The organism is Kitasatospora acidiphila, assembly GCF_006636205.1.
In the GTDB taxonomy this organism is placed as follows: Bacteria; Actinomycetota; Actinomycetes; order Streptomycetales; family Streptomycetaceae; genus Kitasatospora; species Kitasatospora acidiphila.
This window is the reverse complement of sequence record NZ_VIGB01000003.1, coordinates 5,448,124-5,463,905: the sequence shown is the minus strand read 5'-3', so window position 1 is coordinate 5,463,905 and position 15,782 is coordinate 5,448,124. Positions and strand designations below refer to the sequence as shown.

The window sequence follows — 15,782 nt, the reverse complement described above, 5'->3', positions numbered from 1 at the left end:
TACCGAATCGGCGGGCCCGCCCCGGCCCGCCGCCATCCGCAGCAGGAGGAACGCCGTGTCTCCACTCGTACGCCGTGCCATCGCCGTGCTGGTCAGCGCGGTCTGCGGCCCGCTCGCGCTGCCGGCCGTCCAGAGCGCGTCCGCGGCCGCGACCGCCACGCCCAAGGTGGTCAAGGTGATGCCGCTGGGCGACTCGATCACCCTCGGCATCGGCAGCAGCACCGACGCCGGCTACCGGCTGCCGCTCTGGAGGATGACCACCACCCAGTCCCGCTACACGGTGCAGTTCGTCGGCTCCCAGCACGACGGCGACTTCCCGCAGCCCTGGCACGAGGGGCACGGCGGCTGGAAGATCGACGACATCGCCGCCCACATCGACGGCTGGCTGGCCGCCCAGTCCCCGGACGTGGTGCTGCTGCACATCGGGATCAACGACCTGGACAGCGGCACCGACAAGGAGCACGCTCCCGACCGGCTGGCGGCGCTGGTCGACCGGATCTTCACCGACCGCCCCGGGGTCGACCTGATCCTGCAGGGCCTGCTGCCCACCACCCAGGGCCTGCAGGACCAGATCCAGCAGTACAACCTGCGGGCCGAGAACCTGGCACCCGCCCAGGAGGACGCTGGACGGCACTTCCACTACATCGACGCGCCGCAGCTCACCCCCAACGAGTTCCACGACCGGCTGCACCCCAACGACCTCGGCTACACCAGGATGGCCGATGCCTACTTCCAGGCCCTCAACGCGGATGTCGGCAGCGCGCAGCTTCCGCTGAAGGCCTGCCCCTGAGGCCCTCTCAGGGACAGTTCAGGGTCCCACCGGGGGCCTTCCCGGTCCCGCGGGCCCCGCGGAACCCGCAGGATAGGGGCATGACCGAGGAGCAGAGCACGGCGCCCACCGATCCGGGCGTCCAGGACGAGCCGGGTGGCGGCCGGCCACCGCTGGCCCGCAGCGAGGACCACCGGGTGGTGGGCGGCGTCTGCGCCGGCCTCGGGCGGCATCTGGACATCGACCCGGTGGTCTTCCGGGTGGTCACCGCGGTGCTCTGCCTGACCGGGGGCCTCGGCCTCTTCCTGTACGGCCTGGCCTGGCTGATCGTCCCCGACGAGAAGGACGACGCCAAGCACGGGCGGACCGAGCTGCAGCGGGTGCTGACCGGGCGGGTCGACGGGCAGTCGATCGGCGCGGTGCTGATGACCGTGATCGGCACCGGGGTGTTCTTCTCCTGGATCGGCAGCGGCGACTCCGTCATGCCGCTGCTGCTGCTCGGCGCCATGGTGTTCTTCGCCGTCCGGCACGACCCGGAGCGGCGCCGCCGGGCCCGCGGCGCCGGCGCCCCGCCGCGTCCCGCCGGGCCCTACGACCGGGCCGCCGCCGAGCCCGGCGTTCCGGGCGAGGGCTCGGCGCTGACCGACTGGCAGACCTGGCGGCAGGATTTCCACACCCAGTGGACGGCGCGCAAGAGCGAGTTCCAGACCCGGGTCAACCTGGCCAAGGAGGGCTTCGCCGCCGCGTCCGCCACCACTACCCTCACCGACGCCCCGCCCACCGACGTCCCGCCGCCCGGCCGCACCGGCTACCTGTGGGACCCGCGCCACCCGGAGCGCAACCCCTGGGGCGCCACCACCCCGCCGCCCGGGATGCCGGCGCAGCCCTGGTGGCAGCGGACCGACCTGCCCGAGGGCGACCCGCTGCGCAAGGGCACCCCGGTGGTGGCGCCCGCCGCGCCGCGGCCCATGGGGGTCCCCCCGGCCGAAGGCTGGGGGAGGGAGCGCTCGGTGCTGGGCCTGTGCGGCCTGCTGATCGCGGTCGGCGCGGCCTGGGCGGTCTGGAACGTCGGCGGGCACACCACCGTGCTGCTCTCCACCGTGCTGGCCACCGGGCTGCTGGTGCTCGGCCTGACCATGCTGGTCGGCTCGCGCTGGGGCCGGGCCCGCAAGCTGGCGCTGCCGGCGCTGCTGGCCACGCTGGCCCTGGCCGGCCTTGGCAACACCCCGGCGGTGACCAACAACGCCGTCGGCCACCGCGGTTACGCACCGGCGACGGCCCAGGACGTGCGGCCCAGCTATCTGCTCGGCGCCGGTGACCTGCGCCTGGACCTGTCGTCCCTCAACCTGGGCGGCGCCACCGTGACCAGCGTCGTCAAGCTCGGTGCCGGCGACGCCGTGGTGGTGCTGCCGCCGGACGTGGCGGCCGATCTGACGCTGCGGACGGCGGCCGGCCAGATCGAGCTGCCGGACGGATCGCACAGCGACTCCGACGGGATCGGCGCGCACCGCACGGTGCACTTCGACGCGGCGGCCGGCGCGGCCGGCAAGGGAACCGTCGACCTCACCATTGAGGTCGGCCTCGGCAACGTTCAGGTGGTGCGGTGATGAAGCGGCATCGGTTCGACCTCTTCTCGTTCCTGGCCGGCGGCCTGTTCACGGTGCTGGCCGTGCTCTACCTGGTGGCTTCGCTCAACCACGCCCAGGTCAACGGCCGGATCGTGGTCCCGGTCACCCTGATCGTGCTCGGCGCGGCCGGGCTGGCCGGCGCGGTGGCCGCCGCAGTGGCCCGCCGCGGCCGGGACGACTGACGCTCCCCCAGCCTTCGGCCGGGTGGGGGTCCCCCCGGCCGAAGGCTGGGGGCGTGCCCCCAGGTCAGCTCTGCTGCGGGCCGAGGTCCAGCCGGTCGCCGTCCTTGGTGACGGCGTACCGGGGCAGCGGCCGGACGGCGGGGCCGGTCAGCACCGCGCCGGTGGCGGCGTCGAACCGGGAGCCGTGGCAGGGGCAGCTGAGCTGCCCGCCCTTCGGCGGGTCGACGGTGCAGCCGGCGTGGGTGCAGATCGCGGAGAGCCCGGCGTACTGCCCGGCCTTCGGCTGCACGATGTAGACGGCGTCGCCGGTGGCCGGGTCGGTGACCGTGGCGGAGCCGCCGACCGGCACGTCGGCGGCGGCGACCGAGACCTTGCTGCCGCCGGTGGCGGTGGGGGGCGCGCCGGTCCCGGCGGCGCTCGGCGTCGCCTTCTTGCGGATGAAGGTGGCGGTGAGCGAGCCGAGCAGCAGCCCGGCTCCGCCCAGCGCGACCGCCGCGATCGAGCCGTCCACGACGGTCCGCCGGCGCACCGCGTCCTCGCTCAGCCCGCGGGCCCGGTCCCGCCCGGCCCGCTTGGCCAGGTAGCCGTCCACCGAGAGGTACGGGGTGCCGGCCAGCAGCATCGCCGTCCAACCCATCAGGTAGGGCAGGTCGTTGCCCAGGTAGAAGGGCGTCACGTTGTAACTGACGGTCAGGAAGAGCGTCAGGCTGAGCAGCCCGCCGCCGAGCGCGGCAAGGCGTCCCCAGAGCCCGAAGAGGGTGCCGAGGCCGACCGCCAGCTCACCGAAGGCGATCAGCAGCGCGAAGAAGGTCGGGGCGTGCAGTGCCGGTTCGAGGAGCGCGCCCACCGGGCTGTGCGGCTTGGCGGCCAGCGTCTGGGAGTAGAAGGACTGCAGGTCGCCGCGGCCGGCCAGGTAGTGACGGTCCGCCAGCTTGTCCAGGCCGGCGTAGCTGAAGGTGACGCCGAGGAAGAGCCGCAGCGGCAGCAGCGCGTACCGGCCGCCCAGCGCCTTCCAGGCCGCCGTGCGGCCGGTCGGCCCGGTGGGCACCGGGGGCTGCTCGTTGCCGGAGCCGTCGGACTCCAGCGAGTCCCGGGTGCCCTCCATCATCACGTCACCTTCCGGTTCGCTACGTCGACTGGTTGCCGCTCCGCACCGCATTCTGCCCGGTCGGGCGTGGTTCCGACGGTAACCGGTACCCCCCGGCGCCAGTCCCGGCCGCACCCGCGACCCGGCCGGAACTGACGCGAACGGCCGCACCGCCACCCATCGGTACGCGGGCGGCGGTGCGGCCGTTCAAACGCCTACGGGATTACTCCCACTCGATGGTGCCCGGCGGCTTGCTGGTCACGTCCAGCACCACGCGGTTGACCTCGCGCACCTCGTTGGTGATCCGGGTGGAGATCCGGGCCAGCACCTCGTAGGGCAGCCGCGACCAGTCGGCGGTCATGGCGTCCTCGGAGGAGACCGGGCGCAGCACGATCGGGTGGCCGTAGGTGCGGCCGTCGCCCTGCACGCCGACGCTGCGGACGTCGGCCAGCAGCACCACCGGGCACTGCCAGATCTCGCGGTCCAGGCCGGCCGCGGTCAGCTCCTCGCGGGCGATCGCGTCGGCCTCGCGCAGCAGGTCCAGGCGCTCCTTGGTGACCTCGCCGACGATCCGGATGCCCAGGCCCGGGCCGGGGAACGGCTGGCGCTGGACGATCTCCTCCGGCAGGCCGAGCTCCTGGCCGACCATCCGGACCTCGTCCTTGAACAGCTTGCGCAGCGGCTCGACCAGCTGGAACTCGAGGTCCTCGGGCAGGCCGCCGACGTTGTGGTGGGACTTGATGTTGGCGGTGCCGGTGCCGCCGCCGGACTCCACCACGTCCGGGTAGAGGGTGCCCTGGACCAGGAACTCCACGGCCGGACCCTCGTCCGCGATGATCTCGGCCTGCGCCTGCTCGAAGACCCGGATGAACTCCCGGCCGATGATCTTGCGCTTCTCCTCCGGGTCGGTGACGCCCTTGAGCGCGCTCAGGAACCGCTCCTCGGCGTCCACCACCTTGAGCTTGACGCCGGTGGCGGCCACGAAGTCCTTCTCGACCTGCTCGGTCTCGCCCTTGCGCATCAGGCCGTGGTCGACGTAGACGCAGGTCAGTTGGTCGCCGATGGCCTTGGCCACCAGGGCGGCCGCGACCGCGGAGTCGACGCCGCCGGACAGGCCGCAGATCGCGCGCTTGTCACCCACCTGGGCCTTGATCAGCGCGACCTGCTCGTCGACCACGTTGTGGGTGGTCCAGGTCGGCGCGAGACCGGCGCCGCGGTAGAGGAAGTGCTCCAGGATCTGCTGGCCGTGCGTGGAGTGCAGCACCTCGGGGTGGTACTGCACGCCGTAGAGCTTGGCCTCGTCGTTCTCGAAGGCGGCAACCGGGACCACGTCGGTGGACGCGGAGACGGTGAAGCCCTCGGGGGCGGCGGAGCAGGCGTCGCCGTGCGACATCCAGACCGACTGCTCGGCCGGGGTGCCCTCGAACAGGGTCGACCCGGTCTTGCTGACGTGCAGCGGGGTGCGGCCGTACTCGCGGGCACCGGTGTTGTCGACGGTGCCGCCGAGGGTGATCGCCATCAGCTGGAAGCCGTAGCACATGCCGAAGACCGGGACACCGGCCTCGAAGATCGCGCGGTCCAGGCGGGGCGCGCCCTCCTCGTAGACCGAGGACGGGCCGCCGGAGAGGATGATCGCCTTGGGGTTCTTGGCGAGCATCTCGGCGACCGGCATGGTGCTCGGGACGATCTCGCTGTAGACCCGCGCCTCACGCACCCGGCGGGCGATGAGCTGGGCGTACTGGGCACCGAAGTCGACGACCAGGACGGTGTCGACCGCGGGTGCGGACTGGTCAGGGGTGGCAGATGACACAGACGGCCTTCCGGCGGGCGATGCGGGGGGTCGCCTTCGAGTCTACCGGGAGTGCCGTTCACTGCTGTTCACATCACCTGGCGAGCAGATCGAACGACTACGTTCGGTTACCGTCGAGTAGAGGGGTGGCCGGGCGTTGACAATGTGTCAACAAGTGCCGTGGCAGAAAACGAACTGTGCCGAAGTACGCCGAACCGGTTGCAGAGCATGGCCTGTGTCCACCACGATGCAGAGGGACGAGGTTCTCCGGTGGCCAGGACAGGCCGGTGGCCCCGATGACTTGCTGCCCCCGCCCACCGGTGGTGACAGCGGGTATTCGTTGACGCTCCGTGACGATGTCACTCGGCGCGACCGCCGCCCCGGCCACCTCGGGCGCCGAGCGGTCGCGAGCCCGCAGGGGCGCAGCGGTGAAGCCAACCGAATAGCGGCGGTGCTCCTCCCCCGGCGCCGCCCGGCCGGCACCGGCGCTGCCCTGACGCCGTGTGCTGAGCGACAAAGGGCCCCGTTCCCCCGCGGGGCCCTTTGCCTTGCCCGGCGCTCAGCCGAGGACCAGCTGGGCCTGCGCGCCGCCGTCCGGATGGTTGGCCAGGGTCAGCCGCACCCCGAGCACCGCCGCGTGGCCCTGGGCGATGGTCAGCCCCAGGCCGTGGCCGTGCCCGCGCTCCCGGGCGCCGGTGCGGAACCGCTGCGGGCCGTCGGTCAGCACCTCGTCCGGGAAGCCGGGGCCGTGGTCCCGCACGGTGACCACCGTGCCGTCCACCGTGACCAGCACCGGCGGGGCGCCGTGCCGCTCGGCGTTGGCCACCAGGTTGCCGACCACCCGGTCCAGTCGGCGCGGGTCGGTGGTGACCTCGGCATCGGCGCGCACCTCCAGGCGCACCGACTCGGGCAGGATCCGCCGCAGCATCGGCCCCAGCGGCACCCGGGAGAGCTCGGGGCGCTCGGCGCCGGCGTCCAACCGGGAGACCTCCAGCAGCTCCTCGGTCAGCCGGCAGAGCACCCGCACCCGGTCCTGCACCAGCTCGGTGGGCCGCCCGGGCGGCAGCAGCTCGGCGGCGGTGAGCAGCCCGGTGAGCGGGGTGCGCAGCTCGTGCGCGACGTCCGCGGTGAACCGCTGCTCGTTGGCGAGCTTGCTGCTGAGCACCGCGGACATGGAGTCGACGGCGGCCGCCAGCTCCGCCACCTCGTCCCGGGCCCGGCCCAGCGAGCCGATCCTGGCTCCCAGGTCGCCCTGCGCGATGGTGCGCGCGGTGCGGGCCGCGGTGCGCAGCCGGCGGCTGATCCGGTGCGCCACCAGTACCCCGGCCAGCACGGTGACCAGCACCGAGAGCGCGGCGGAGAGTGCGATGGAGCGGTCCAGGTCGGCGATCGCCCGCTGGTCCTGGGTGTAGTCGATCCAGATCGAGATCACCTGGTCGTTCGGCCCCGGTGCCGCCGCCCACATCCGGCTGGTGCCGCCCGGTCCGGCCGCCGGCAGCGAGGCCAGGTGCTTCTGCTGGGCCAGCCCGCGCAGCGCCTGCGGCAGCGCCGGGTCGTCCACGGCGGCGTTCCACCAGTTCTTGGGGACGTCACCGGTGCGGTCGTCGTAGTCCAGCACGGTGCGCAGCGCGTTCTCGGCGGCCGTCCGGGCCTGGCCGACGTGCTGGTTCACCGATGCCTGGTGCACCAGCAGGCCCACCGAGAGCGCCACCAGGATGGAGACCGCGGCCACCGTGACCGCGATCTGGCGGCGCAGGTTCACCTGGTGCCCCCGCGCAGCCGCCGCAGCTTGTAGCCGAAGCCGCGCACCGTCTCGATCCGGTCCGCACCGATCTTCGCCCGCAGCCGCTGGACATGGACGTCCACCACCCGGGTGTCGGCGCCCCAGCCGTAGTCCCAGACCCGCTCCAGCAGGGTCTGCCGCTCCAGCAGGACCCCCGGGGCGGCGGTGAACTCCAGCAGCAGCCGCAGCTCGGTGGGGGTGAGCAGCACCGGCCGCCCGTCGATCCCCACCTCCATGCCGTCGGTGTCCACGGTCAGCCCGTCGATCTCCCGGACAGCGGCGCGCGGCGGCCCGGGCGGCAGTGCCGGGGGCGCGGGTGCGGTCGCCGGTGCGGTGACCGGTGCAGCCACCGGCGCCTCGCGAGGGCCGCTGCGGCGCAGCACGGTGCGGATCCGGGCCACCAGCACAGCGGTCTCGAACGGCTTGGTCACGTAGTCGTCCGCGCCCGCCTCCAGGCCGGAGATCACGTCGATCGGGTCGCTGCGGGCCGACATCATCAGGATCGGCAGCTGGCTCTCCTCGCGGATCCGCCGGCACAGCCCCACGCCGTCCAGCAGCGGCAGCATCACGTCGAGCAGCAGCAGGTCGGGGCGGCGCTCCCGGAACAGTTCCAGGCCCTCCAGCCCGTCGGCGGCGGTGTCCACGGGGAAGCCGTAGCGCTCCAGCGCCATCCGGGTGGCCTCGCGGATCACCTCGTCGTCCTCGACCAGCAGGATCCGGGCGGCGGCGGTCATCCGGTCACCCGGCCCGGGGTCGGTGCGGCAGTCGGCGTCGGCACGGTGCCCTGGGTGGGCACGGCGCTCGCGGTGGGCGCGGCGCCCGGCGATGCCACGGTGGTCGGGGTGGCCGTGGAGCCGGGGCCCGCGGAGGGCTTGGCGCGGCCGGGGCCCGCGGGGGTTTGGTGCGGCTGGGCGGCTCCGGGTACGGCTGCGCGTACGAGGGCGTCGCCGACGCGGACGGCAGTCCCTGGCCCGGCCACGGCGACTTGCCGTCCGCGTCGGGCAGGCAGCCGGGCACGGCGGCGCTCGGCCCGCTGACCGAGATCTGCCGGTCGAAGGCGCCAAGATCCTGCTTCCATTGGAAGGTCGTCTTGGTGTCGTCGTTCGGACCGGTCGGCTCGTCGACCACCAGGTCCTGGCCGACCGTCTCGGCGCGGAAGCCGGTCTGCACCGGCAGCGCCAGCAGCGGCACCACCCGGTGGTCACGCGCCTGGTAGACGTGCAGGTAGCTGCGCTGATCGGTGGCCTGCACGGCGACCAGCAACTCGTCGTGCCCGTCGTTGGTCAACTCCCGGTACTGCGCCGGAAACAGCTTGCAGACCGGGCAGCCGGCGAGCGCCTGCCGTTCGTCGCCGGGCAGCGCCGGGTCCTTGTCCAGCACGGCCTGCGGCTGGACCGCCCGGATGTCGTCGCCGGGCACGCTCAGACCGGGCAGCGGCTGGGCGGCGACCTGGGCGGTCGGGCTCGGCGCCGGGGACCTCGCCACGTCGGCGGCCGGCCAGAGCGGCGACGGGCTGGGCCATGCCGACGGCGGCCGGGTGGAGCCCGCGTCGTGCAGCCCGCCCGCATCGGCGCACCCCGCGACCGCGGCCACCGCCGCCACCGCGAGCCCGAACCATCGGATGGCCGCCCGCACCCCGCCCATGTCCCCTCCTCCTTCGCCGGACCCCACCGGACCGCCACCATGCGTTCGGACCGCTACGAGGCCGTCAGATCCGCGAAGACGATGATGTTGTCCGAGTAGTGGCCGCTCTGCTGCAGCACGCCCCCGCAGGTGATCAACCGAAGCTGCGGGTTGGTCGTGTCACCGTAGACCGCGTCGGTGGGGAAGGCGTCCTTGGGGGCCTGCCGCAGCTCGCGGACCTGGTAGTTGACGGTGCTTCCGTCGGCGCGGCGGATCTCGATCCGGTCCCCGGGCCGCAGGTTCGGCAGCTGGTGGAAGACCGCCGGGCCCGCCTGGTTGTCGTAGTGGCCGAGCAGCACCGCAGGGCCGGTCTCGCCCGGGGCCGGGCCGCCGTCGTACCAGTCGACCTGTCCCGGGTGGTCCAGCGGCGGCACCTGGGCCGTGCCGTCCGCGTTCAGCCCGGCGGGCACCACCGGCGCGTCCACCCCGAGCCGCGGGATCTGCACCCGAACCGGCGCTGATCGCACGGTGGTTGACGGCGCGGCGGCCGGCACGACCGGCGCCGGCGCCGGCGGCGCGGCGGCGGTGGTGGCGATCCGCACCGGCGGCTGGGACGACCCCTGGCTCAGCACCACCGCGGCGCACACCAGGGCCAGCACACCGCCCGCCGCGGCCGGCACCCGCCAGGGGCGCCGGCTGCGGCGGTGGTCAGCGCGCCGCGCCGGCACGGCGCTTGCGGGCGGCGAAGGCCAGCGCGACCAGCCCGGCGGCCGCCAGGCCCGTGCCGCCGGCCAGCTCCGCGGCGGACGGCCCGGTCTGCCCCTCGCCGGTCGCCGCACCACCGCGCGGCACCGCCTTGACCTGGGCGGTCGGCGTGCTGGACGACTTCGGCTGGGAGCCGTCCTGGTCGCAGGTCGGCACCGGCTGCGGCTCCTTGCCGCCGGGCGCGGCGCTCGGCACGGCGCTGGGCCGGCCTACCGTCGGGGTGGCGCTGCCCCCGACGCTGGGCGTCGGCATCGCCTTGCAGGGCAGCGGCTTGGCGGCGCTGGGCGCGGCGCTGGGCAGGGCGCTGGTCCCCGAGGACGGCTTGGCCGACGGCGCGGCACTGGGGGTGGCACTGCTCCCCGACGACGGCATGGCCGACGGCGCGGCGGTGGGCGTGGCGCTGGTCGCCGGCGACGGCGTGGCCGACGACGCGGCGGTGGGCGTGGCAACCGCGCTCGGGGTCGGCGAACCGTCCGCGTAGGCCGCCGCACCCGGCAGCGCCAGCGCCGCCGCGACACCGAGACCGAGCACCGACAGCCGCACCGACCGGCGCGCACGCAGGGCACGTGACATGGGAAACCTCCAGCACAGGCGCTCGGACCCGAATGGCCCGAGCAGGCTGCGCCCACGCTAGGAACCCCACCGCGCGGCCGACCGGCAGCCGTGTAACGGCCACCGGTCGGCTCTGTAACAGTCGTATCGTTACTCGGACGCCGAGGGCTCCTCCGCCGCCGGCTCCTCCGGCTCGGCCTTCTCGGCCTTCTGGGCCTTCTCGGCCCCCGCCTTCTTGGGCACCGACGGCACCGGGAGCAGCAGCTCACCGAAGGCGCCGGCCGGCACGGCGGGCCGCACCGGGGCGACCGCCGTGACCCGGCGGTACGCCTCGCCCTGGGCCGGACGGAGGTCCGCCTCGCCCTTGTTGGGCCACATCGACATCGCCCGCTCGGCCTGCGCGGTGATGGTCAGCGACGGGTTGACGCCCAGGTTGGCGGAGATCGCCGACCCGTCCACCACGCTGATCCCCGGGTGGCCGTAGAGCCGGTGGTAGGGGTCGACCACGCCGTGCTCGGGGCTGTCGGCGATCGGGCAACCGCCGATGAAGTGCGCCGTCATGGGGATGTCGAAGACCTCGCCGACGGTGCTGCCGGCGAACCCGTTGATCTCGGCGGCGAGCGCCTTGGCGCCCTCCTCGGCGGCCGGGAGCCAGGTCGGGTTGGGCTCGCCGTGCCCCTGGCTCGACGTCAACTTGCCCTTGCCCAGGCCCTTTTGCTTGAGCGAGACGGTGATCGAGTTGTCCACCGACTGCATCACCAGGCCGATGATGGTCCGCTCCGACCACTTGTAGTTGCTCAGCGAACGGGCGAACAGCGTCGGGTGCTTGACCGCCTCGGCGCCGGCCCACAGCCAGCGCGGGCCCTTGCGGCCGCCGGGCACCTGGAAGATGGACAGGAACCCCATGGCGTTGGAGCCCTTGCCGTAGCGCACCGGCTCGATGTGGGTGTTCTCGTCGGGGTGGATCGACGAGGTGATCGCCACGCCCTTGGTGAAGTCCACCGTCCCGCCGTAGCGCCGCGGGGTGGTCTGGGCCCCCACCAGCGCCTCGGAGTTGGTGCGGGTCAGCTCGCCGAGCTTGTCCGAGATCCGGGGCAGCCGGCCCTGCTCGCGCATCCGGTGCAGCAGGGTCTGGGTGCCGTAGGTGCCGGCCGCGATCACCACCTTGGCGGCGGTCAGGGTGCGGGCGCCGGCCTTGCGGGCCGCCCCCGAGCGGGCGTTGGTGCGGCGCACGTCGACCGCATAGCCTGAATTCCCATTGGCCCCGTCGACCTCGCGGATCCGGGCCACCGTGGTCAGCGGGTGGATCTCGGCGCCGTTGGCCTCGGCCAGGTAGAGGTAGTTCTCGGTGAGCATGTTCTTGGCGCCGTGCCGGCAGCCCGTCATGCACTCGCCGCACTCCGTGCAGGCCTTGCGGCGCGGGCCCGCACCGCCGAAGTACGGGTCCTCGACCTCGGTGCCCGGGGCGGCCTTCGCGGTGCCGTCCGCGTCCCGCCCGTCGCCGAAGAAGACGCCCACCGGGGCCAGGTGGAAGCTGTCGGGGACGCCCAGCCGCTCGGCGGCGCCCTTCAGGTGCACGTCCGAGGGGGTGAGCGTGGGATTGGTCCGCACCCCGAGCATCCGCTGCGCCTGGTCGTAGAACGGCGCGAGCTCCGCCTCCCAGTCGGTGATGTGCTGCCACTGCCGGTCCTCGAAGAAGGCCTTCGGCGGCACGTACAGGGTGTTGGCGTAGTTGAGCGAGCCGCCGCCCACCCCGGCCCCGCCGAGCACCAGCACATTGGCCAGCAGGTGGATCCGCTGGATGCCGTAGAGCCCGAGGCCCGGCGCCCACAGGTAGTTCTTCACGTCCCAGGAGGTGGTGGGCAGTTCGTCGCGGCGGAACCGGCGGCCGGCCTCCAGCACCGCGACCCGGTAGCCCTTCTCGGTCAGCCGCAGCGCCGATACCGAGCCGCCGAAGCCCGAGCCGACCACGATCACGTCGTAGTCGAACGCCTTGTTGTCGTCGGTCACTTGAACCCCAGTGCTTTCAGGGCCCGCAGGCTCCGGGTGAAGAGCGCCGCGAACTTCTCGTCGTCCAGCCCGAAGGCCGGGGCCAGCGGCATCACCCGCTGGCTGGCGATGGTCTGCGCCTCGGTGTAGCGCAGGATGCCCTCGGCGCCGTGCCGGCGGCCGAGACCGGAGTCGCCCATCCCGCCCATCGGCGAGGCGACCGAGCCGTAGGCGGCGGCATAGGCCTCGTTGACGTTGACCGTGCCGGTGCGCAGCCGGGCCGCGACCGCCCGGCCGCGCCGCAGATCCCTGGTCCAGACACTCGAGTTCAGGCCGTACGGGGTGGCGTTGGCCGTCGCGACCGCCTCGTCCTCGGTGTCGAAGCGGTAGATCGAGACCACCGGGCCGAAGGTCTCCTCGGCGCAGACCGCCATCTGGTCGGTCACCCCGTCCAGGATGGTCGGCTCGAAGAAGAGCGGACCGATGTCCGGCCGGGCCTGGCCGCCGGCCAGCACCGTGGCACCGGCCTTGACCGCCTCCTCGACGTGCCGGGTCACGGTGTCCAGCTGCCGCTGGGAGACCAGCGAGCCCATGTCGGCGCCGTAGGCCAGGCCGCCGCCGAGGCGCAGCGCCCGGGTCCGGGCCGCGAACCGCTCCAAGAAGGCGTCGGCCACCGAGCCGTGCACGAAGAGCCGCTCGATCGAGATGCACAGCTGACCGGCGGAGGAGAAGCAGGCCCGCACCGCGCCCTCGGCGGCCTTCTCCAGGTCCGCGTCGGCCAGCACCAGCATGGCGTTCTTGCCGCCGAGTTCCAGCGAGGCGCCGACCAGCCGGGCCGCGGCCCGCTGCGCCACCTCCCGCCCGGTGCGGGTGGAACCGGTGAACGAGACGTAGTCGGCCCGCTCCACCACGGCCGGGCCGATCACCGGGCCGTCGCCCACCACGATCTGCCACAGCTCGGCCGGCAGTCCGGCCTCCACCAGCAGCTCGCGGGCCCACAGCGCGGTCAGCGCGGTCTGGGTGTCGGGCTTGTTGACCACCGCGTTGCCCGCCACGAAGGCCGGCAGCGCATCGCTGACGGACAGTTCCAGCGGGTAGTTCCACGGGGAGATCTGGCCGACCACGCCCTTCGGCCGGCGGCCCTCCACGGTGTGGGTGAGCACCGGGACGGCGCCGCCGCGCCGGCGGTCCTTCAGGTAGCCGGCGGCGGCGCGACCGTAGTGGCGGGCCGCCATCGCGGTGGCCAGCACCTCCTCGAAGGCGTGCAGCCTGGCCTTGCCGGTCTCCGTCTGGATCAGGTCGAGCACCTCGTCCTGCCGCTTGAGCAGCAGGTCGTGGAAGCGCAGCAGCACGGCGGCACGCGCCCGCACCGGCCGCGCGGCCCAGGCCTGCTGGGCGCCGCGGGCCAGCCGGTAGGCGGTGTCGACGTCGGCCACTGTGGACTGCGGCAGCTCTGCCAGCGGTTCACCGGTGAGCGGCGCGACGGTCCACTCCGTCGCGGCGCCCTCGGCGGCGGTGATGCCCCGGGCGAGGCGGGCGACCAGGGACTGGGGAACCGCCGAGGCGACCGTTCGACCGGCGCCCGGGGCCACGGGATTGCGGCCGGCGCCGCTGTTTTCTGCCGTGATGTCCGTCATGGGCGCAGCCTAGGGCTTCACCCGCCTGTTGTGTACCCGTCGGTAACACCCCCATTGGTTCTTTACCGGGGCGCCACCACGGAGAGGTAGTTGAGCTCCGTCATGAAGCGCCGCTCGGTGAGCGTGGTCTCGTCGGACGAGGTGCTGGGGCCGGAGACCAGGATCGCGTAGGCGGTGCCGTCCGAGTTCTTGAACTCCTCCTCGAAGGCCTTGCGGGGGCCCTTGTTGGGGTCCCTGAGATTGGTGAAGGTGAAGACCCAGCGGGCCGCCTCGTGCCCGTTCATGGTGGCCGACTCGAGGCTCTCCACCTTGTAGTCCTTGATGGTGGGGTTCGTGCTCAGTTCTTTGGAGATCTCGCTCAGGTGGTCGATCGGGGACTGCGCCTGGCCGACGTTCTTCGCCAGCTGGATCAGGTGCCGCTGGCCGTCGGGGCTGTAGTAGCCGTTGCCGGTGTCGTTGGTGGTGCGCCGCCACGTCTGGCCGTCCACCGGCAGCGGGAATCGCATGCCCAGCTCGTCCGTCTGCCAGCTGTAGCCACTGGGCGCCTGGCTGGGCGCCGCCTCGGTGCCGGGTGTGCTGGGGCTCACCGACGGCGTGCCGAGGGTGCCGGAGCTCGTGGCGGAGGTGCTCGGCGGGGCGCTGGGCGTCGGGCCGGCCACCGGGGTGCCGTGGTGCGGGCCGTACATCTGCACCGCGACGGCCGTGCCGCCGGCCAGCAGGGCGACGGCCAGCGCGGCCAGCGCCAGGCGCAGGGCGCGCCGCCGACGGCGGCGGGGCGGGACGGGGGCGGGCGGCACGGCGGTGGGGGGTGCCAGCGGGCCGGGGGGCAGCGGCGCGCCCGGGGTGGCGGCCACCGGCGTGGTGGGACCGGTTCCCGTGGGGGTGGCGGGCGCCTCCGGCAGGGGCTCGTCCGACTCGGAGACCGGCCGCCGGTCCACCACCGGAACCGCCTGGGTGGGCATCCGCAGCGGCTGCAGCGGGATGCCGATGCCGATGGTCTGGCCGTCGATCACCGCGCGTAGCATCAGTTGCGCCTCGTCCGCGGTGGGTCGGTCCGCCGACTCCTTGGCCATCAGCGCGGCCAGCACCGGGGCCAGCGCGCCGGCCTTGATCGGCGCGGGCAGCGGCTCGTCCACCACCGCGGCCAGGGTGGAGAGCGGGGTGTCGCGGCGGAACGGCGAGCGGCCCTCGACGGCCGCGTACAGCGTGGCGCCCAGGCCCCACAGGTCGGACGCCGGCCCGAACCGCTCGCCCCTGGCCCGCTCGGGCGCCAGGTAGTCCGGCGAGCCGACCAGGTCGCCGGGACGGGTCAGCTCCGAGGAGCCCTCGAACTTGGCGATGCCGAAGTCCAGCAGCACCGCCCGCCCGGTGCCGTGCTCCAGCAGCACATTGGCCGGCTTGACGTCCCGGTGCAGCACGCCCAGCTGATGGCCGCGGTGCAGGGCGGCCAGCACCTGGGAGCCGACCTCGGCGGCTGCCCGCGGCGACAGCGGGCCGTCCTGGGACACCACGTCGGCCAGCGACCGGCCGTCGATCAGCTCCATCACGATCCACGGCCGGCCGTCCTGCTCCAGCACGTCGTGGATGGTGATCACCCCGGCGTGCTTGATCCGCGCCGCGGCTCTGGCCTCCTGCTTCATCCGGGACTGCAGGATCGCCAGATCCTCCTCCGGCAGGTGATTGACCGTCAGCTCCTTGACCGCCACCTCGCGGTCCAGCATCAGATCCTGGGCCCGCCACACTGTTCCCATGCCGCCGCGGCCCAGCCGATCACCCAACTCGTAGCGCCCGGCGAGCATCCGACGCTCCGGGCCGCTGCCCGCCCCGGTGGCGGCCATACCCCACTCCTGTCCGCCCATGGCGACCGTTCCCCCCTCTTCGGTGCACCATGAATCTGATCACCGCTCGGACTGTGTGTGAGACCCAAGACTAGGCGGATCCACGCGCGGCGCGGTTCCCGACCCGGCCACGTGATCTG

Annotated in this window: 14 protein-coding genes; 4 read left to right on the top strand and 10 right to left on the bottom strand. The window is 73.7% G+C overall.

Going from position 1 to position 15,782, the window contains the following annotated elements; genetic code table 11:
- Window positions 1-55 precede the first annotated feature (55 nt).
- The 3 genes from E6W39_RS26050 to E6W39_RS26040 all read left to right on the top strand — a co-directional run bounded on the left by E6W39_RS26050 (window position 56) and on the right by E6W39_RS26040 (window position 2,579).
- Window positions 56-790, top strand: a complete 735-nt coding sequence (locus tag E6W39_RS26050; RefSeq protein WP_181799455.1) for an SGNH/GDSL hydrolase family protein — start codon at window positions 56-58, stop codon at window positions 788-790.
- Window positions 791-870: 80 nt separating this feature from the next.
- Window positions 871-2,376, top strand: a complete 1,506-nt coding sequence (locus tag E6W39_RS26045) for a PspC domain-containing protein (protein ID WP_141635582.1) — start codon at window positions 871-873, stop codon at window positions 2,374-2,376.
- Entirely contained in the window at window positions 2,376-2,579 is a 204-nt protein-coding gene (locus E6W39_RS26040; protein ID WP_141635581.1) for a hypothetical protein, read from the top strand. The genes E6W39_RS26045 and E6W39_RS26040 overlap by 1 nt, the downstream gene beginning before the upstream one ends.
- Window positions 2,580-2,643: 64 nt before the next feature.
- Here the strand turns inward: E6W39_RS26040 and E6W39_RS39720 are convergent, their stop codons facing one another.
- The 7 genes from E6W39_RS39720 to E6W39_RS39710 form a co-directional block, all read right to left on the bottom strand.
- Window positions 2,644-3,687: a Rieske 2Fe-2S domain-containing protein gene (locus tag E6W39_RS39720; protein ID WP_181799454.1), complete on the bottom strand. Its 1,044-nt coding sequence runs from the start codon at window positions 3,685-3,687 to the stop codon at window positions 2,644-2,646.
- A gap of 202 nt (window positions 3,688-3,889) precedes the next feature.
- Window positions 3,890-5,476: a glutamine-hydrolyzing GMP synthase gene (guaA, locus tag E6W39_RS26030; RefSeq protein WP_141635580.1), complete on the bottom strand. Its 1,587-nt coding sequence runs from the start codon at window positions 5,474-5,476 to the stop codon at window positions 3,890-3,892.
- 538 nt (window positions 5,477-6,014) lie between these two features.
- Window positions 6,015-7,217, bottom strand: coding sequence for a sensor histidine kinase (locus E6W39_RS26025; RefSeq protein ID WP_228718360.1), 1,203 nt, complete (start codon window positions 7,215-7,217; stop codon window positions 6,015-6,017).
- Complete coding sequence (cseB, locus tag E6W39_RS26020) at window positions 7,214-7,972, bottom strand: two-component system response regulator CseB (RefSeq protein ID WP_141635579.1); 759 nt, start codon at window positions 7,970-7,972, stop codon at window positions 7,214-7,216. The genes E6W39_RS26025 and cseB overlap by 4 nt, the downstream gene beginning before the upstream one ends.
- A 4-nt stretch (window positions 7,973-7,976) precedes the next feature.
- Window positions 7,977-8,882 carry a hypothetical protein gene (locus tag E6W39_RS39715; RefSeq protein WP_181799453.1) on the bottom strand — a complete coding sequence of 302 codons (906 nt, stop codon included), beginning with the start codon at window positions 8,880-8,882 and terminating at the stop codon, window positions 7,977-7,979.
- Window positions 8,883-8,935: 53 nt separating this feature from the next.
- Entirely contained in the window at window positions 8,936-9,589 is a 654-nt protein-coding gene (locus E6W39_RS26005; RefSeq protein ID WP_181799452.1) for a class F sortase, read from the bottom strand.
- Window positions 9,570-9,782, bottom strand: a complete 213-nt coding sequence (locus tag E6W39_RS39710) for a hypothetical protein (protein WP_220140262.1) — start codon at window positions 9,780-9,782, stop codon at window positions 9,570-9,572. Before E6W39_RS39710 ends, E6W39_RS26005 begins: the two co-directional genes overlap by 20 nt.
- 13 nt (window positions 9,783-9,795) lie before the next feature.
- On the opposite strand from E6W39_RS39710, the gene E6W39_RS26000 reads away from it, so the two are divergent.
- Window positions 9,796-10,107 (top strand): hypothetical protein, encoded by a 312-nt coding sequence (locus tag E6W39_RS26000; protein ID WP_220140261.1) that lies wholly within the window; start codon window positions 9,796-9,798, stop codon window positions 10,105-10,107.
- A 221-nt stretch (window positions 10,108-10,328) separates the two neighbouring features.
- Here E6W39_RS26000 and E6W39_RS25995 read toward each other — a convergent pair whose 3' ends face one another.
- The 3 genes from E6W39_RS25995 to E6W39_RS25985 all read right to left on the bottom strand — a co-directional run bounded on the left by E6W39_RS25995 (window position 10,329) and on the right by E6W39_RS25985 (window position 15,642).
- Window positions 10,329-12,188 (bottom strand): GMC oxidoreductase, encoded by a 1,860-nt coding sequence (locus E6W39_RS25995; protein WP_141635574.1) that lies wholly within the window; start codon window positions 12,186-12,188, stop codon window positions 10,329-10,331.
- Window positions 12,185-13,804: a succinic semialdehyde dehydrogenase gene (locus E6W39_RS25990; RefSeq protein ID WP_141635573.1), complete on the bottom strand. Its 1,620-nt coding sequence runs from the start codon at window positions 13,802-13,804 to the stop codon at window positions 12,185-12,187. Before E6W39_RS25990 ends, E6W39_RS25995 begins: the two co-directional genes overlap by 4 nt.
- 62 nt (window positions 13,805-13,866) lie before the next feature.
- On the bottom strand, window positions 13,867-15,642 hold the full coding sequence (locus E6W39_RS25985; RefSeq protein WP_181799449.1) for a serine/threonine-protein kinase: 1,776 nt from the start codon (window positions 15,640-15,642) through the stop codon (window positions 13,867-13,869).
- Between the last annotated feature and the right edge of the window lie 140 nt (window positions 15,643-15,782).